Below are 16,931 nucleotides of genomic sequence, written 5' to 3' on the forward strand. Positions count from 1 at the left end.
CGCACCGCGCTTACCGGTCACGCACCAACCGCTGACCGACCAGTCGCAGCGCCTCGTCCTGGCACATCCCCGCACCCCGCCCGAAGGCGTCCGCGAACGCGTCTTCGCCGGTCAGCGCCTTGACGTCGGCCATCAGCCCGGTGGCTTCCGGGTCGACGGTCCTCGGCATGCCGCGGATCGCGGTGCTCGCGCCCAGCAGCAACGCCGCCAGCCACCCGTCGCCCGAACGCGCCGCCAGGCTCGCGAGGCCGGCCGCGGCCTTGGCCACGAACGGCTGTGACCGGCTCGCCGTGGCGGCGGTGATCGCCTCTTCGTAATGGCGCCGGGAAGCGACGTCGTCGCCGTCCGTCTCGGCGAGCTTGGCCAGTGCGATCAGCACGCGCGCCTCGTACTCGCGGATACCGAACGGGCCGGTCGAGCACTTGCTCAGGGCGAGTTCCTGCAGCCGCCGCGCCTCCACCAGGTCGCCTCGCAGTCGCGCGATCTCGCCGAGGCCGCTGTAGGCCCACGCCAGGTGGTCACGCCTGCCGGAGCGCCGGGCCAACGTCACCGCCTGCTCGTAGTCGGCGCGTGCGGTGCCGAGGTCGCCGTGGCGAGCCAGGTTCTCCGCGCGGCGGCACAACAAGGACACGGTGTCGTCGATCGAGCCGAGCTGGCCGACCAGTTCCATGGCCTCGGTGAGCACGGCCACGAACGCCTGCCGGTCGCCCCGGCTGTCGGCGAGGGTGATGAACCCGTCCAACGCCAGTACCAGGCCGAGACGGTCGCCGACCTGCCGGAAACCCGCCAGTGCGCGCTCCAGGTCGCGCTCGCACTCGGCGATGTTGCCGTCGAACATGTGCAGCAGTCCGCGGCCGAGCTTGGTGAACGCGTCCGCCCACACGTCGTCGTCCAGCAACGGCCGCGCCGGTTCGCCTTCGGGTGGTCCCGTCGCGGCTGCCCACAGGAACGCGGTATGCGCTCGTCGCAGGGCGCCGCGCGGTTGGGTCATGCACTCTTCGGCGTGCTTGAGGTGGTCGTGCCACTCCGGCGCGTCGAGATCACCCCAGGCCGCGAGCAGCACGCAGAGCACGTACTCCTCGTCGAGTTCGTCCGGCGGGTGCGTGCCGATCCTTTCGAGCAGCGCCACAGCCAGGGGCGCGGCCTGCCCGCGCAGCCCACGCAGGTACCAGTAGAGCGAGAACGCGCCGATCATGCGCAGTGCCAACGTGGTGTCGTTGGCGACCGCCCAACGCAGGGCCGCCTGGATGTTGCCGTGGTCGGCGTCCAACCGGTCCAGCCACGCCACCTGTTCGGCGCGGCGCAGATGCGGATTGGCCGTTTCACCCAGCTCGTGGAAGTACTGGGCGTGCGCGGCTTCCAGAGGCTCGGTTCGCCGCTCGGCGCAGAACGCGCGGATGGTGTCCGCCATGCGGTAGCGGCCGCCCGCGTGCTCCACCAACGACTTGTCCACCAGGCCTGCCAGCAGTTCCGCCGTGCCGGGCACCTGGCAGACCTGCTCGGCGGCCGCCAGCGTGGCGCCGCCCGTGAAGACCGTCAGCCGGGCGGCGAGCTGTTGCTCCTGGGCGTCCAGCAGGTCCCAGCTCCACTCCACGGCGGCCCGGAGCGTCCGGTGCCGTGGGGCGGCGGTGCGGTCTCCGCGGGACAGCAGGGCGAACCGGTCGCCGAGACGGGCCGCGATGTCGGTGATCTCCAGTGCGCGCAGCCTCGCCGCGGCCAGTTCGATGGCCAGCGGCATGCCGTCGAGAGCCGTGCAGATGCTCGCCACGGCTTCGGCGTTGTCCACGGTGATCCGGAATCCGGCGGACACGGCCGCGGCCCGGTCGGCGAACAGTTCCATGGCCTGCGCCGCGGGCAACGACGGCAGCGGGCAGAGGCGTTCGCCGGTGATGCCCAGCGCCTCCCGGCTCGTCGCCAGGATGTGCACGTCCGGGCACGCGTTGAGCAGCCGTCTCGTGAACGTCGCCGCTTCGTCGATCACGTGCTCGCAGTTGTCCAGGATCAGCAGGAGCCGCCGGTCCTCGACGGCGGCGATCACCCGGTCCACCGGGTCCTGGGCCGCCGAGGTCAGCAGGCCGGTGTCCCGGACGCCCAACGCCACCAGCGCGGCCTGGGGGATGTCAGCGCCGTGGGTCAGGGCCGCGAGGTCGGCGAAGCAGGTCTCCCTGGCCTGCTGTCCGGCTGCCTCGATGGCCAGCCGGGTCTTGCCCGCGCCGCCCGGCCCGGTGATCGTGACCAGTCTCGTCCTGGTGAAGAGGCCGGCGATCCGGCTCAGTTCCGGTGTGCGGCCGACAAAACTGGTCAGCTGGGCGGGGATGTTGGAGCGTGGCCGGGACTCGTCGCGCAGCAGCGCCAAGTGGATGGCGGCCAGCTCGGCGGACGGGTCCGCACCCAGTTCCTCAGCCAGCAGGCGCCGAGCGTTCTCGTACTCCGCGAGGGCTTCGGCGGTGCGACCGGCGGCGTGCAGCGCGAGCATCAGTTGACCGCGTGGACGCTCGCGCAACGGGTGCCGTTCGATGTGCGCACGCAGTTCGGGGATCAACGCGGTGTGCTCGCCGAGCGCGAGCCGGGCGTCGGCCAGGTCCTCGGCCGCGGAAAGCCTGAGCTCCTCCAGCCTGGGGTCAGGCAGGGGGAGTGGGCCACGCCAGAGGGCCATGGCCTGGGTGAGCGTGCCGGCCGCTGTGCGGGCGTCGCCGTTGGCGAGCGCTTGTGCACCCTGGCGGGCGAGGTGCTCGAACTGGTGCGCGTCCACGGTCAGCGGGTCGACCGCGAGCCGGTAGCCGCTCGGGTGGAACTCGATCAGGCCGTCCGGCAGGCCCCGGCGCAACCGGGACACCTGGGACTGCAAGGCGTTCGCGGCGCCGTTCGGCGGTTCGTCGCCGTACAGGCCGGTCAGCAGGCGGCCGACCGAGACGACCTTGCCGGCGTCCAGCAGGAGCAGGGTGAGCAGCGCGCGTTGCCTCGGCCCGCCGACCGGGATCGATTCGCCTTGCGCCGAAACGATTTCGACGTCCCCCAGGATGCCGAACCGCACTAGTCGCCCCGCTCCAGCGCCTCGATGGTGGCCTGGTGCCGCTCGCCCCACTCGCCGAGCGGCGTCATCGCCTTGATCAGCGACTGGCCGAAGCCGGTGAGCGAGTACTCGACCTTCGGCGGAACCTGGTGGTACAGCTCGCGATGCAGCAGACCGCACTTCTCCAGTTCACGCAGCTGCAGGATGAGCACCCGCTCGGAGATGCCGGCCACCCGGCGGCGCAGCTCGCCGAAGCGCAGCGGGCCGTCGATCAGCTCCCAGAGGACGAGGGCCTTCCACTTGCCGCCCATGATGTCCAGCGCGGCATCCAGCCCGCACGTGTACGTGCGCCGCTTCAGCACCGGTCCCCCTTACAAAAATGTCGGTACCCGGCAAAATTGTAGGTACTTGAAGGAATGTCTGTAAAGCGGCCATGATCGCGGCATGGATCAACGGACATCGGTCACCGTCGTCGGACTCGGCTCAATGGGCAGGGCGTTGGCGGAGGCGTTCCGCGAAGCGGGGCATCCGGCAACCGGCTGGAATCGGACGCCCGGCCGGGCGGAGTACCAGGTCGAATCGATTTCCTCGGCCGTGTCGGCGAGCCCGCTCGTGATCGCCTGCCTGACGACGTATTCGGCCACCCGGTCGGTGCTCGAACCCGCCGATCTCACCGGCCGTACCCTGGTCACGCTGAATTCCGGCGACCCGGCGGGAGCCCGGGAAACGGCCGCCTGGGCCGAGGAACGCGGGGCGGCGTACTTGGACGGAGCGGTGAAGAACGTTCCCGCGGCGGTCGGCGCTCCGGACACCTTGGTGTACTACAGCGGCCCTCAAGCCGTTTACGACAAGTATTATCCGGTGCTTCGGGTTCTGGGCGGCGACACCGTTTATCTGGGCCCTTCGGTGGATTTGGCGGCGTTGTACGAAATGGCCGTCGGCGGGACATTGCTGCCCGCGTTGATGGGATTCTTCCAGGGCGCGGCGATGGTCACCGCACGTGGGCTGCCCGCGCAGAGCATGGTCGGGTTCACGGCGAAGTGGCTGGAGATGATCGCGTCCGTCCTGCCGACGCTGGCGGCGGAGATCGACTCGGGCGACTACGGCGATCCGGCGTCCGCGGTGGGCCTCTTCGAGGAAGGCATCGCCCACGAGCTGTCGGTGGCGGCCGAGTTCGGCATCGACGTGTCCTGGCAGTCGGGCATGCACGAGGTGATCCGCCGCGCGGTGGAGCGCGGGCACCGTGGCGACAGCATCTCGGCGCTGATCGAGGTGCTCCGGAAATGAGCCGGAACCGACTCGAACGAGTGTTCGAGTCCGGTGTACTGTGGTCGGCGTGCAGGGTTCACTCTTCGACATGGCCGACACCATCGGTCTGCGCCCGCTTGACGGCGTCCAGCGCACGATGCTGAGCCACGGCGCCTGGGTCGACCTCCTGCCCGGCTGGCTGACCGGCGCGGACGAGCTGTTCACGCGCCTGGCGGCAGACGTGCCGTGGTACGCCGAACGACGCCAGATGTACGACCGCGTCGTGGCCGTACCGCGCCTACTGTGCTTCTATGCCGAGCGCGACGCCTTACCGCACCCCGTGTTGGACGACGCCCGCACCGCGCTGACCCAGCACTATGCGGCGGAACTCCGAGAGCCGTTCCGTACTGCCGGACTCTGCTACTACCGCGACGGCCGCGACAGCGTCGCCTGGCACGGCGACCGCATCGGCCGAGGCGCCACCGAGGACACCATGGTCGCGATCCTGTCCGTCGGCGACGCCCGCGGCCTGTGGTTACGCCCGCACGGCGGCGGCGAAACCGTCAAGTTCTCCGTCGGCCACGGCGACTTGCTGGTGATGGGCGGCTCCTGTCAGCGCACCTGGGAACACGCGGTCCCCAAGAGCACGAAAGCGGTCGGCCCACGAATCAGCATCCAGTTCCGCCCCCAAGGCGTCCGCTGACACCCGTGCGCGGGTTGGTGTGAAGACAATGATGCCCTCAACGCCGGGGGCGTCGGGGGCATCGGAGTGGGCCTAAGGTCTGACGACCAACACCGGGCAAGGGGACAGGTGTAGTGCGGTCCGCGTGATGGGGGAGAGCCGGCCGGGCTGGCTGCCTGGGCCCATCACCAGGAGGTCGCTGCGCGTGCACGTCTCCACGGCCTCGTGCGGGCGGCTCCGGACCAGGTGCAGGCTGGGCGTCAGCGTCGGCGCGAGTTTGCCGACCAGGCGGCGCGCGCGGTCCAGCACGTCGTTGGGATTCGTGGACTCTGCCGCCACAGCCCGGGGGCCGGGCAGCGGCCACGCGTGCACGATGCGCAGGCCGTCGCGATAACGCGTGGCGATCTCGGTGGCGCGGCGGATGACGACTTCGTCATGTTGGCCGCCGATCGCCGCTGTCACCCAGCCGTGTTCGGCGCGGACGGCTCGTGGCTCTCCGCGCACGACCACCGTGTCGCACCGGCTGCGGCTCACCACGGGGAGGACGAGGTGACCGACGCCGAGGTTGTGGTGGCCGTGCCCGTGGTGGCCGAGCACCAGCAGGTCCGTCTCCGCGCTCGCGGTCAGCAGCGTGTGTTCCGGGGTGTCGTCCGAGGTCGTCACCGAGGCGTGCAGCCAGCGGTAGACGTCGAGCCGGCGGGCGATTGCATGGTCATCGCTGGTTTTCGCCGAATAGACCTTCAGTCCGGCGTTCACCAGCCAGGCGTGCCGCAGCGCCCACTCCAGCGCGGCGTCACCCCAGGTCGATCCGTCTGTGCCGATCGTGACACGGGAGCGGTGCCGTGCGGACGATTGCTGTGCCGGAACGGCCACTGCGGGCGTCACGGCCGAGGTAGCTGTCATCGAGCCTCCTGAACTGGCCCCAGGAATGCCGCGGTCCACGGTAGTCCTGTCGGAATCCTAGCGATAGGGCCGGATGCGTGTTCGACCCGATCGGTCAATAGTCCAACGTGGACTTTTCCGCGAGGTTGCCCGCCGTTTACGGTCCGCACACGGTGGCAACTCCTTAGAGGGACGACCCCCACTTTGGAGGTGTCATGTACCGGAGCCGTCCGGCTGGTGCACCGGCCCGAATCGGGATCGCGGACGTCGAGGGCGTCGAACAGGCGGCCCGCGAGTTCAGAGCGTTGGACTACCAGTACGGCGGCGGCAGTTGCCACCGCTCGGTGTTGTCGAGGCTGCCGAAGGCCCGAGCACTGCTGGGGGCAACGGTGCCGGTCCGGCTGACCCGCAGGCTCGACACGGCGGTGGCCGACATGCACAACGTCGCGGGCTGGACCTTGTTCGACAGCGGCTCGATCACCGAAGCCCTGCACCACTTCGCGGCCGCACTGGATCTCGCCACGCGCGCGGGCAACAAGGAACTGGTGTCTAACGTCCACTATCGGATCGGGCGGGTGCACCTGCACCACAACTCCGCCGGGCAGGCCCTCTGGGAGTTCGAGCGCGGGCTGCGGGCCGCGCGGGCGGCCAACAGCACGCTCGCCGCGGCGATCCTGTCGGCCAACCAGGCGTGGGCGTACGCCAAACTCGGCCGTGCCGAGGAGGCGGTCGCCGCGCTGGCGACGACGCGCAACGAGTTCGAGGCCGCGGACCTCAGCACGGTCCCCAGCTGGGCGGCGTTCTTCACGGAGACTGACATGACCGCGACGATGGGCTCGGTCTACACCGACCTGGCCCGGTTCGTGGACGCCCGCTTCGCCAAGCGCGCGGTGCCCTCGCTGGAGGTGGCGATCCGGTCGTACGGTGACAGGATGGCCCGCAGCCGGGCGTTCTGCCTGATTTCGTTGGCGGTCAACCGACTGCTGCTGCATGACGTCGACACGGCGGTGGACATCGGCCGGGACGCGTTGGTACACGGGCGTTCCGTCAAGTCCAGCAGGCTCCGGGACCGCCTTGCCCCGCTGGAGAACGAGGCGCGCCGGTGGAGCGGCGCGGACGAGCTGACCTACGAGATCCGGACGATGATGCCTGCCGCGTCATAACAAGCGGCTCGCGGAATCGTTCCAGACGGACGCCGGGTCGACGTACGGCCGGAGCGCCTCGACGAGTTCGCTGTCACCGTGGCCGTTGAGCTCGTCCGACGCGATCCGGCGGGCCACGCCCGCGAGGAAGTCCGCGATCTGCACGCGTGCGTCGTCACGGGAATCGACGAACCGCACGCCGGCCAGCCGGTCGCCGAGGATCTGCCCGAGCAGGCCGATCCGGTGCTCGGTCAACAGGTTCTGCTGGTCGTGCACGATGGCGACCGGCCCGTCCGTACCCCACTGGCGCACGGCCCGCACGATCGCCGGGATGTGCAGATCCAGATGATCACGGTGAGCGTCCCGAAGCACAGCGTTGTAACTCCGCAGCACGGAGCGGTCCGCGTGGTAGATCGTGGCCGCGTCCAGGTGTGGTTCGAGCAGTTCGGCGACCTTGCCCGCGACAAAAAGGGCTTTGTCCGTCAGGTGCACTCTGGCATGTCCGAGGATCGGCCCGTCCTGGCCGAGCAACCAGAGCAGGACCGCCCGGTGCTTTTCGCGCAGCAGGTGATTCGCCTTGTACTCCAAGGCGGGTGAGCGTATTCGTTCGCGTAACCGGAGAACGCACTCCTGGGCGGATTCGGGCGGAAGCAGGACGCTGGCGTGCGCGAAAACGTCGGTTGTCGCGTCGATGAGATTGCCGCCCTCCGAGCCGGACTCGTCGCAGGCGACCTCGACAGTGAACCCGTTCCCGCGCATGGGCGGCCTCCGTGCGTTCTCAGCCGGCGTGCCGAACCCGGAAACGGCCGGGTTCCGCCGGATCCCGGTCCACGACCTGGACCGGCGGCCAGGCCCATTGCCGGACGCTGATGCCGGGCGGGCGAGAGAACCGAATCTGCCCGCGAGTGCCTTCGACCGCAACACGCGACCAGGATTCGGCGATGCGCGCCCGATCCGTGCCGTGCTTACGGAGAACATCGGCGAGAACCACGACCGTGTCGTAGCCCTCGAACGCGACGAAGGAGGGCGCTTCCGCCAGCCGCTCACGCAGGGCCGTCCCGACTCGTGCGCCGAGCGTGCTGAGGCGCTCGGGCAGGTAGCGCAGGAACGGGACGGCGGCGCCGTCGTCGCCCAGCGACTCCGCCCAGTCGGCGAACTCCGGTTGCCCCGCCGGAGCACCGATCAGGATTTCGGCAAGGCGCTGGTCACGGCGGACCGACTTGACGATCGGCACGGCCGGTTCGGGGAAACCGACCAGCAGCAGGACTGCGGTCGCGTGGTTGTCGGCGAGTTCGTCGCACAAGGCCGCGGGAGTCAGAGCGCGCGCATCGAGTTCGGTCACGGTGCCGCCGCGTGCCGTGACGTAGTCCCGGAGGATGCCGGTTCCTGACGCCCAGTAGACACTTGGTTCGGTCGCCACGGCGATCCGGCGGTGGCCCGCGCCGAGCAGGAAGTCCGCGTAGATCCGCCAGCCGTGTGACTGCGCCGGGGCGAGGCGCGCGACCCATTCCGTCGGCTGTTCGGTGAGCGCGTCGAGAACCGCCGACGAGCACAGGAACGGCACGCCGAGCGCGTCGGCCCTGGCGGCAGCGGCGCGAGCGACGACGCTGTGATACTCCCCGGCCACCGCCACCACGCCCAGCCGGACCAGGTCGTCCACCGCCGCGGTGGCGTTCCCCGGGTCAGCGGCGGTGTCCCGGACCACCAGCTCGAGCGGCCTTCCGTCGATCCCGCCCGCGTCGTTCACCTCGCCGGCGGCCAGCTCCAGGCCGGCCAGCAGGTGCCTGCCCGCCTCCACCCAGCCGGGCCGGGTCAGCGGAACAAGAGCACCGATCCGGACGGCTGGTCGCGGCCCGGGCCGCGATGGTGGCGCGTTCATCTGCTGTGTCTCCCCGTGTGACGGTCCGGCTGCCGTGAGCCCAAGATCCAGTGTCGCAGCTCGGCGCTCCGCGCGACCGCCGAATCGCCTGCTCGACCGCCGCCCGTCGCGAACGTTGAACCCCGCGCGCCCTGGCTACGTGTGACCAGCAAGCGCGACGAGGATGCCCTGGGAGGCGACAGGACCATGGCGCAGCGACTGAATCCAGCCGCACGGGACTCGGCGGTCGGCCGGGTCAGGATGATCACGACAGGCGTGGTGGCGCTGGGCCTGGCCGGCACGATGGGCCTCGGGTTCACCATCGCCGAACAGGTCAAGGCCGACAAGGCGGCCAAGGCCCAGGCCCAGGTCACCGAGGACACCACCGAGGTCGCCCAGGAGGAGCAGCTCCCGCAGGACCAGGTTCCCCAGGCGCAGGTTCCCCAAGAGCAGGTACCCCAAGAGCAGGTACCCCAAGGCCAGGCCACCCCGCGGCAGACGCCGCGGAAACAGGCCACGCCGGGCACGACCACACCCGCGCCCAAGCCGAAGCCGACCCCGAAACCACCGGTCACCTCGTCGGGTGGATCGTGACCGCCGGGACGAAGTTCGCGGCCATCGGCACCACCGCGCACGTGCTCGTCACGCGGCCGGAGACGCTGCCGGCGGCCGGGACGATCCTGCGCTGGTTCATCGGCGAGCTCGATCTGGCGTGCAGCAGGTTCCGGGACGATTCCGCGCTGAGCGAGCTGAACCGCACGGGATCGGCCACGCACCCGTTGCTGGCCAAGGCGGTCGAGGTCGCCTTACGGGCCGCGGCGGACACCGACGGCCTGGTCGACCCGGCACTGGGCACGTACATGGTGACCCTCGGCTACGACCGGACTTTCGCCGAGGTCCCCCGCGAAGCGGCGGTCAGCGTGACCATCGACCCGCCGGTGGGGCAGGCGTGGCGCGACATCCGGATCGCCGGTGACACCGTCACTGTTCCCCAGGGAATCACCGTGGACCTGGGGGCGACCGCGAAGGCCTGGGCCGCGGACGTCGCGGCCCGCCGGATCGCGGCGGAGACCGGCGCGGGCGTGCTGGTCAACCTCGGCGGCGACATCGCGGTCGCGGGCCCGGCACCGGACGACGGCTGGAGCGTGCGCGTCACGGCGGATCACGCCAGCGACGAAGGCGGCCAAGTCATCGCCATCGACTCAGGCGGCCTCGCCACGTCGAGCGTGACGGTCCGGTCGTGGCGACGCGGTGACAAGCGGCTGCACCACGTCCTGAACCCGATGACAGGCCTGCCGGCCGCAGGGATCTGGCGGTACGCGACGGTTTCGGCGGCCACGTGTGTCGCCGCGAACACTGCTTCGACCGCCGCGCTCGTGCTCGGCGACCGTGCACCGGACTGGCTCGCCGCGCGCCGGCTCCCGGCGCGCCTCGTGGCAACGGGTGGTGCCGTCACCACTGTGGCCGAATGGCCCGAGGAGGAGTCATGACGTTCCTGGGCGAAAGCACGTACTGGTACCTGGCAAGGGGAAGCGGGCTCGTCTCGCTGGTGCTGTTCACCGCGGCGTTCTCGCTCGGCCTGCTCACCGCGGGCCGGGTCAGCTCCCGGTTCTGGCCGAGGTTCGTCACGGAGTCGTTGCACCGCAACGTCTCCATGGCGTCACTGATCTTCCTGGCCATCCACGTCGGGACGATCGTGCTGGACACCTACGTGTCCATCGGCGTCCTGGAGATCTTCGTGCCGTTCATCGGGACGTATTCGCCGTTGTACCTCGGTCTCGGCGCGATCGCGCTCGACTTCATCCTCGTGCTCGTGCTGACCGGCGTGCTGCGCACCCGGATGCCGTACCGGGCATGGCGACTGATCCACTGGGCGGCGTACATCAGCTGGCCGGTGGCCGTCATCCACACGATCGGCATCGGCTCGGACCAGCTGTGGTCGCTGATCACTATCGGTGCCAGCGTGGCGCTGGTGCTCGGCTGCGGCAGCCTGCGTGTGGCGTCGCTGCGGAGGCGGTCACTGTGAGCGCACCCCAGCAACGGTATGACGGCCGCCCTCGCCTGCTGACCAAACAGGCGCGTTCCATCACCGAGCACGCCCGGACGGTCGGCCCGCTGCCCACGAGCGTCGTACCCCAGCTCATCGACATGGTGACGGCCTCAGGACTGCGTGGCCGAGGCGGCGGCTGGTTTCCCAGCGGTCGCAAGATGGCGTCCGTCGCCGGCCGCGACAACCCGTACGTCGTCGTCAACGGCATGGAGAGCGAACCGGCCGCCGGCAAGGACAAGCTCCTGCTGCGGCTGGCTCCGCACCTGGTCCTGGACGGTGCCGAACTGGCCGCGCTCGCGCTCGGCGCCGACCGGATCACCGTGGCCGTGCACCGCGGCACCGGCCTCGCGGAACACCTGACGGCCGCGATCGCCGACCGCGTCGCGGCTGGGTGGGGTGAAGTCGAGATCGACGTGGCCGAACCGCCCAGCTGGTACGTGTCGAGCGAGTCGACCGCGGTGGCCGGTTTTGTCGGCGGGGGCGAGGCGAAGCCCAAGGCCGACTCCGCCAGGGTGGCCGGCGTCGGCGGGCGGCCCGCCCTGGTGTCCAATGTGGAGACGTTCGCGCACGTCGCCCTGATCGGCCGGTACGGCCCGAACTGGTTCAGGCAGGCCGGGACCGGCGAGGCACCCGGCACGGCGTTGTTCACGGTCAGCGGCGCGGTCCGGTCGCCGGGCGTCTACGAACTGCCGGTCGGCATCACCGGCGAGACGATCCTGCGGGTCGCCAACGGCATCCGTGAGCCGATCTCCGCGCTGCTGGTCGGCGGTTACGGCGGCGCCTGGATTCCGCCGACCCAGCTGCACCGGCCGTTCTGCCCGGAAGGACTCGAACCGCTCGGCGCTTCTCTGGGCGCGGGAATCGTCGTGGCCCTCCCGGCGCGCACGTGTGGCCTGTTCGAAACGGTCCGCGTGGCCACGTGGATGGCCGGGCAGACGGCGAGGCAGTGCGGCCCGTGCTTCCGGGGCCTGCCCGCGATCGCCGAGGACTTCGCCATGATCGCCCGGGACGGCTCGCGCAAGGCGTACGAGCGTCTGCGCTTCCGGCTCGGCGTGATCGACGGCCGGGGCGCGTGCGCGCATCCCGACGGTGTCGTGAAGTTCGTCGGCTCGGCGCTCAAGACGTTCGCGCTCGACATCCGCCGCCACCTGTCCGGGCAGCTGTGTCCCGGTGGCCCGCGTGTCCTGCCGCTGCCGGAACCGCCTGACGAAAGTGAGGGCTGGCGATGACCGAACGCCTGAAGGTGGACATGATCGCCTGCGACGGGCACGGTGTCTGCGCGGAGCTGGTGCCCGAGCTCATCGGCCTGGACGAGTGGGGCTATCCGATCCTGGCCGACGCCCCGGTCCCCGGCGAACTGCACAAGCACGCGCGCAAGGCCGTCTCGCTGTGCCCGAAACTGGCGTTGAGCCTGGCGCGTACGCGGTCGTGACGGGCAAGCTCGCTGGTCACGGCACTGGCGGTTGATACGATTCGGCAATGGCGCCGAGTATCAAGGATGTCGCTGTCCGGGCGGGAGTCTCGATCGGCACGGTGTCCAATGTGCTCAACCGGCCGGACAAGGTCGCCGACGCGACGCGGGACCAGGTGCTCGCCGCCATTGCCGAGCTCGGGTTCGTGCGCAACTCGTCGGCCGCGCAGTTGCGCGCGGGCACCAGCCGCTCGCTCGGCTTGATCGTGCTGGACATGGCGAACCCGTTCTTCCACGACGTGGCCAAGGGCGTCGAGGACGTGGCCACCGAGCTGGGCTACGCGGTGGTGCTGTGCAACTCCGACGAACAAGCCACGCGCGAGGACCGTTACCTGCAGGTCCTCGAGGAACAGCGGGTCAGGGGAGTGCTGATCACGCCCGTCGAGGTCAGCTCGGAACGGCTGGACGCCCTGCGCAGGCGCGGGACGCCGACCGTGCTGGTCGACAGGCACGACCCGCGGGTGAACTGCTGCTCGGTCGCGGTCGACGACGTGGCAGGCGGGGAACTCGCCGGCAGTCACCTGACGAAGAAGGGGCACGAGCGGATCGCGTTCTTCACCGGCCCGCTCACCATCCGGCAGTGCGCCGACCGGCTGGAGGGGTTGCGCGAGACTGTCGCCGCGGCGGATCTCGATCCCGACAAGGCGATCGAGGTGATCGAGCTGCCCGCGCTCAAGGCCAGGATCTCGTACGAAGCCGCCCGTTCCCTCTTCGAGCGGGCGACCGACGTCACGGCGGCTTTCTGCGCCAACGACCTGCTCGCTCTCGGCCTGCTGCGCGCCGCCGTCAGCACCGGCCGCCGGGTCCCCGACGACATCGCGATCATGGGCTACGACGACATCGAGTTCGCCGTGGACGCGGCGGTCCCGTTGTCCTCGATCCGGCAGCCGACCCTCCAAATAGGACGCAACGCGGCCCAGTTGCTGCTCGAGGAGTGCGACCACCCGGACACCCACGCCCACCAGCAGGTCATGTTCAAACCGGAACTCGTAGTACGCGAATCAACCTGACCCACCAGCCCCTCGTGAGTGTTTGTCCGGGTTAGAACCCGGACAAACACTCACGAGGGTTACGCTGGGGTTTCCGGGGTTTGCTAGGCGTCCGGCTGGGGCGGCTCGGTCCGGATGAAGCGCCGGGCGATGGCGACCGCCATCGCGTCCGGGTCCATCTGCCCGCTCTGCCTCGACATTTCCTCCTTCAACGGCTCCGCGATCACCTCGGCCAGCCGCCGCACGGCCTCCTCCGGGTCCGGCGCCGGCGGGAACGGCCTCGTCGCGGCCTCCCAGGCGCCCATGTTGGCGCCGACCAGCCACACCCACATCGGGTTCATCACCGACCAGTCGTGCAGCAGTGGGCGATGCTGTTCCCACACCGCGTTGGCGACCCGGTTGACGTCGTCTTGTGTCAGTGGCATATCCGCTCCTGGAAGCTCGGTGAGGGACTCGTTCAGGTCGACCCGCCCGCTGATGCCCGGCACGCCACCCACCGACGTGTACTGGTGGATGTTGGCCCGGCCGTTGTAGCGCAACGGATGCCGGACGCCGTTGTTCGGGCCGTACTGGGCGGCCCAGACGATCGTGTTCGGCACGCCGATGGTGTCCGCGGTGATCCCGGTCAGCATGGACGTGTTTCCGTACAACGTCACTGACTGGAATCCGTTGTTGCGCAACTGGTTGAGGAACCGGAAGGCGAAGTCGCGGGCCGCGGGGCCCGGCCGGTGCGGGTCCTCGAGGTCCAGCGCGGGCGGCAGGCCGGTGGCGTCGAGCCTGCGGACCTCGGCGGTCAGCACGTTCGCCTGCGCCTCCGGGCTCGGCGAGAGCTGGGCGTAGTGGTAGAGACCGACGGGCAGGTCGACGCTCTGGGCGCCACGCACTTGCGCGTCGGCACGGACCAGGGCCGGTCCGCCGCCGTCGGTGCCTTTGACGTACACGAACCGGACACCGTGGTTGCGCACCGCGTTCCAGTCGGTGACGGTCTGGTAGCGGTAGATATCGATTCCCAGTGCCATGGGCATCACCTCGGGTGACCGGTTACCCAGAAGCCGGTCCGCTCAGTCGCTGTTTGACATGCGTCGCAGACGTACCACCGCGCGGCGTAGTAGATCAACACCTATTCAGTTCCGTCATACCCGCCGATCGACCGAAAATCGCTGTCGTACTGTGTCGATTCAGGTCCCGGTTGGCGTGTTCACGCCGATCGGGGTGCCTGGCCTTGATCGCACGCCGCGTGTCCTGTTGTGATGGTGAAACACGGAGGTGCACGGCGTCCGTGGTACTGGCGCGACGTGCCATGTGGAACTCCGCCCGCGCCGTCCACTGTGGATGCGGTTTCGTGGAGCCTGGTTGATGTGGTTCCGGACTTGCCGGGCCAGGGCGGCGGCGGATGTGACCGTTGTTCCGTGCCGGATCACCCGGCCGCTTTCAGCGAGGAATGAAACAGGGGATTCGTCGGCCGCTCAGGGGTGGCGCGAATGCTGATCGTGCGGCTCTAATTGAGGTGTGCCAGTTCGGCCGGAATCATGGGTGCGGGCCGCGGTGTTCGCCGACGGCCGGATGGAGCTGTCCGGTGACGGCACGATCTTCCACTGTGGACCCGTCGGGACCGCAATGTGGGTCGCCCTGTGTCAGCACGACTGGCAGATCGACGCGGCCGCCGACCTGCTCGCGGGCCTGTGGCGGCTGGACGTGGAGAACATGCGGACCGATCTTGTCATCTGGGTGGATGAGTTGTGGGACGCGGGTGTGCTCAGACATCACTCGTGAGCACCGCTGGCCGGTCGGCGGCCCGCACGCCGCGGCCAGGACCGCTCCGGTAACGTGCTTCCGTTGAGTGGAAACCCGGGCTGACGCGAGTGCGGGCAAGCGGTAATTGTCTGGCTTCTGACGAGACGGGAGCAGACGGCGATGGCGTTTCTCAGCGACGAGACCTGGCGTGGACGAGTCTTCACCGGTTCGTGGGTGACGCCGGGCGGCGGTGATGCCGCGGTGGTCGAACCGGCCACGGGCCACGAACTCGGCCGGATCGGAATCGCCACACCACACGACGTCGCGCAGGCCGCGGCCGTCGCGGCGGAGGCACAACGTTCCTGGGCCGCAACGCCTTTCCAGCAACGAGCGGCCGTGTTGCGCAAGGCGGCCGGGCTGTGGAAAGCGCACGCCGCCGAGATCGGCTACTGGCTGACCCGCGAGTCCGGCAGCACCGGGGGCAAGGTCGGGTTCGAACTGCATGTGGCCGAACAGGAATGCCTGGAGGCCGCGACGCTTCCCGGTCGCCCCAGCGGATCGGTGCTGCCGAGCGAGGCGCCGCGGCTGAGCATGGCCAAGCGGGTTCCTGCTGGCGTGGTCGGCGTGATCGCGCCGTTCAACGCACCGCTGATCCTGTCGATCCGTTCGGTGGCACCGGCTTTGGCGCTCGGCAACGCGGTGATCCTCAAGCCGGACCCGCGCACCGCGGTGTGCGGCGGAGTGACTCTGGCGCGTGTCTTCGAGGACGCCGGTCTGCCGCCCGGCGTGCTGCACGTGCTTCCCGGCGGCCCGGACACGGGCGAGGCCCTTGTCACCGACCCGAACGTCCGCGTCATCTCGTTCACGGGTTCCACCGCGGCGGGCAGGAAGGTCGGCGAGGCCGCGGGCCGTCATCTCAAGCGGGCGCACCTCGAACTGGGCGGCAACTCCGCGCTGATCGTCACCGAGGACGCCGATCTGCGGCAGGCGGTCGGCGCCGCGGCGTGGGGGTCGTTCTTCCACCAGGGCCAGATCTGCATGACCACCGGGCGGCACCTGGTGCACGAGTCGATCTTCGACGAGTACGTCCGGCTGCTCGCCGAGAAGGCCGACAGCCTGACCGTCGGCGACCCCGCGACGAGTGAGGTCGCGCTCGGTCCGGTGATCGACGCCGGGCAGCGCGACAAGATCCACGCGCTGGTCACGGAGTCGGTGGACTCGGGCGCGATCCTGGTGTCCGGCGGGACCTGTACGGACCTGTTCTACCGTCCCACCGTTCTCAGCGACGCGACGGCGAGCTGCCGGGCGTATCGCGAGGAGATCTTCGGCCCGGTCGCGGTGGTCACGCCGTTCGCCTCCGAGGACGACGCGGTGAAGCTCGCGGCCGACAGCGAATACGGCTTGTCGCTCGGAATCCTGACCGGCGACGCGATGCGTGGGCTGGCGTTGGCCGAACGGATTCCGACGGGCATCGTGCATGTCAACGACCAGACGGTGAACGATGAAGCACATGTGCCTTTCGGCGGTGTCCGTGAGTCCGGCACCGGGTCGCGGTTCGGTGGTGCCGAGGCCAACATCGAGGCGTTCACCGAGACCCGCTGGGTGACCGTGCGCGGCGACATTCCCAGTTTCCCGTTGTAGGAACCGTCACACCGTCACGAAGGGACCCGGCCACGGCCGGGTCCCTTCATCGTTTCAGCCCACTGCCTGCACTCACTTCGGTGAGTGCGAAGCGACGCGGATGCTGTCGCCGCCGGACAACCATCACGCATGGCGTGAGAAATTTTCACAAAACTGTGGACGGGACTCGGGTTTGTTTGTACCGTGATCGACGTGCGACAGACCGTCACTGGTCGATCCGC

The 16,931-nt window shown here is 69.7% G+C and carries 17 protein-coding genes; 11 read left to right on the forward strand and 6 right to left on the reverse strand.

Features of this window, described 5'->3' with window-relative positions; all coding sequences use genetic code 11:
• Window positions 1-10: 10 nt before the first annotated feature.
• Together GC106_RS25510 and GC106_RS25515 are read right to left on the reverse strand one after the other, a co-directional pair.
• The gene (locus GC106_RS25510) at window positions 11-3,034 is read right to left on the reverse strand and encodes an ATP-binding protein (protein WP_173135689.1); all 3,024 of its coding nucleotides are present in this window, start codon (window positions 3,032-3,034) and stop codon (window positions 11-13) included.
• The gene (locus GC106_RS25515) at window positions 3,034-3,375 is read right to left on the reverse strand and encodes a winged helix-turn-helix transcriptional regulator (protein WP_312872840.1); all 342 of its coding nucleotides are present in this window, start codon (window positions 3,373-3,375) and stop codon (window positions 3,034-3,036) included. The genes GC106_RS25510 and GC106_RS25515 overlap by 1 nt, the downstream gene beginning before the upstream one ends.
• An 82-nt stretch (window positions 3,376-3,457) precedes the next feature.
• On the opposite strand from GC106_RS25515, the gene GC106_RS25520 reads away from it, so the two are divergent.
• Entirely contained in the window at window positions 3,458-4,300 is an 843-nt protein-coding gene (locus GC106_RS25520; RefSeq protein ID WP_173135692.1) for an NAD(P)-dependent oxidoreductase, read from the forward strand.
• Between the two features lie 70 nt (window positions 4,301-4,370).
• Window positions 4,371-4,964, forward strand: a complete 594-nt coding sequence (locus GC106_RS25525; RefSeq protein ID WP_173135931.1) for an alpha-ketoglutarate-dependent dioxygenase AlkB — start codon at window positions 4,371-4,373, stop codon at window positions 4,962-4,964.
• 72 nt (window positions 4,965-5,036) lie between these two features.
• On the opposite strand, the gene GC106_RS25530 is transcribed toward GC106_RS25525, so the two are convergent.
• Window positions 5,037-5,846: a universal stress protein gene (locus tag GC106_RS25530; RefSeq protein ID WP_173135695.1), complete on the reverse strand. Its 810-nt coding sequence runs from the start codon at window positions 5,844-5,846 to the stop codon at window positions 5,037-5,039.
• 194 nt (window positions 5,847-6,040) lie between these two features.
• Between GC106_RS25530 and GC106_RS25535 the strand changes: the two genes are divergently transcribed.
• The gene (locus GC106_RS25535; RefSeq protein WP_173135698.1) at window positions 6,041-6,988 is read left to right on the forward strand and encodes an NsdA family TPR-like regulatory protein; all 948 of its coding nucleotides are present in this window, start codon (window positions 6,041-6,043) and stop codon (window positions 6,986-6,988) included.
• On the opposite strand, the gene GC106_RS25540 is transcribed toward GC106_RS25535, so the two are convergent.
• Together GC106_RS25540 and GC106_RS25545 are read right to left on the reverse strand one after the other, a co-directional pair.
• Window positions 6,983-7,726 carry a DUF3800 domain-containing protein gene (locus GC106_RS25540; RefSeq protein ID WP_173135701.1) on the reverse strand — a complete coding sequence of 248 codons (744 nt, stop codon included), beginning with the start codon at window positions 7,724-7,726 and terminating at the stop codon, window positions 6,983-6,985. The two genes, GC106_RS25535 and GC106_RS25540, sit on opposite strands and share 6 nt — an antisense overlap.
• Before the next feature lie 19 nt (window positions 7,727-7,745).
• A complete protein-coding gene (locus GC106_RS25545; protein ID WP_173135704.1) occupies window positions 7,746-8,846 on the reverse strand; it encodes an ABC transporter substrate-binding protein in 1,101 nt (366 codons plus the stop codon).
• A 186-nt stretch (window positions 8,847-9,032) separates the two neighbouring features.
• Between GC106_RS25545 and GC106_RS25550 the strand changes: the two genes are divergently transcribed.
• Genes GC106_RS25550 through GC106_RS25575 form a run of 6 tightly spaced genes read left to right on the forward strand, consistent with a single transcriptional unit; the run spans window position 9,033 to window position 13,356 of the window.
• Entirely contained in the window at window positions 9,033-9,419 is a 387-nt protein-coding gene (locus GC106_RS25550; RefSeq protein ID WP_173135706.1) for a hypothetical protein, read from the forward strand.
• The gene (locus GC106_RS25555) at window positions 9,416-10,315 is read left to right on the forward strand and encodes an FAD:protein FMN transferase (protein ID WP_312872841.1); all 900 of its coding nucleotides are present in this window, start codon (window positions 9,416-9,418) and stop codon (window positions 10,313-10,315) included. Before GC106_RS25550 ends, GC106_RS25555 begins: the two co-directional genes overlap by 4 nt.
• A complete protein-coding gene (locus tag GC106_RS25560; RefSeq protein ID WP_173135709.1) occupies window positions 10,312-10,851 on the forward strand; it encodes a ferric reductase-like transmembrane domain-containing protein in 540 nt (179 codons plus the stop codon). Before GC106_RS25555 ends, GC106_RS25560 begins: the two co-directional genes overlap by 4 nt.
• Window positions 10,848-12,104: an NADH-ubiquinone oxidoreductase-F iron-sulfur binding region domain-containing protein gene (locus GC106_RS25565; protein WP_173135713.1), complete on the forward strand. Its 1,257-nt coding sequence runs from the start codon at window positions 10,848-10,850 to the stop codon at window positions 12,102-12,104. The genes GC106_RS25560 and GC106_RS25565 overlap by 4 nt, the downstream gene beginning before the upstream one ends.
• Window positions 12,101-12,307 (forward strand): ferredoxin, encoded by a 207-nt coding sequence (locus GC106_RS25570; RefSeq protein ID WP_173135716.1) that lies wholly within the window; start codon window positions 12,101-12,103, stop codon window positions 12,305-12,307. The genes GC106_RS25565 and GC106_RS25570 overlap by 4 nt, the downstream gene beginning before the upstream one ends.
• Before the next feature lie 47 nt (window positions 12,308-12,354).
• Window positions 12,355-13,356, forward strand: coding sequence for a LacI family DNA-binding transcriptional regulator (locus GC106_RS25575; protein ID WP_173135719.1), 1,002 nt, complete (start codon window positions 12,355-12,357; stop codon window positions 13,354-13,356).
• Between the two features lie 83 nt (window positions 13,357-13,439).
• Here GC106_RS25575 and GC106_RS25580 read toward each other — a convergent pair whose 3' ends face one another.
• Window positions 13,440-14,354 (reverse strand): glycoside hydrolase family 25 protein, encoded by a 915-nt coding sequence (locus GC106_RS25580; protein ID WP_173135722.1) that lies wholly within the window; start codon window positions 14,352-14,354, stop codon window positions 13,440-13,442.
• Between the two features lie 490 nt (window positions 14,355-14,844).
• On the opposite strand from GC106_RS25580, the gene GC106_RS48080 reads away from it, so the two are divergent.
• Together GC106_RS48080 and GC106_RS25590 are read left to right on the forward strand one after the other, a co-directional pair.
• On the forward strand, window positions 14,845-15,108 hold the full coding sequence (locus tag GC106_RS48080; RefSeq protein WP_173135725.1) for a PqqD family peptide modification chaperone: 264 nt from the start codon (window positions 14,845-14,847) through the stop codon (window positions 15,106-15,108).
• Window positions 15,109-15,249: 141 nt separating this feature from the next.
• Entirely contained in the window at window positions 15,250-16,710 is a 1,461-nt protein-coding gene (locus GC106_RS25590) for a benzaldehyde dehydrogenase (RefSeq protein WP_173135728.1), read from the forward strand.
• The last annotated feature ends 221 nt before the right edge of the window (window positions 16,711-16,931 follow it).

The sequence above is a fragment of the Kibdelosporangium persicum genome, assembly GCF_013280595.1.
Classification (GTDB): Bacteria; Actinomycetota; Actinomycetes; order Mycobacteriales; family Pseudonocardiaceae; genus Kibdelosporangium; species Kibdelosporangium persicum.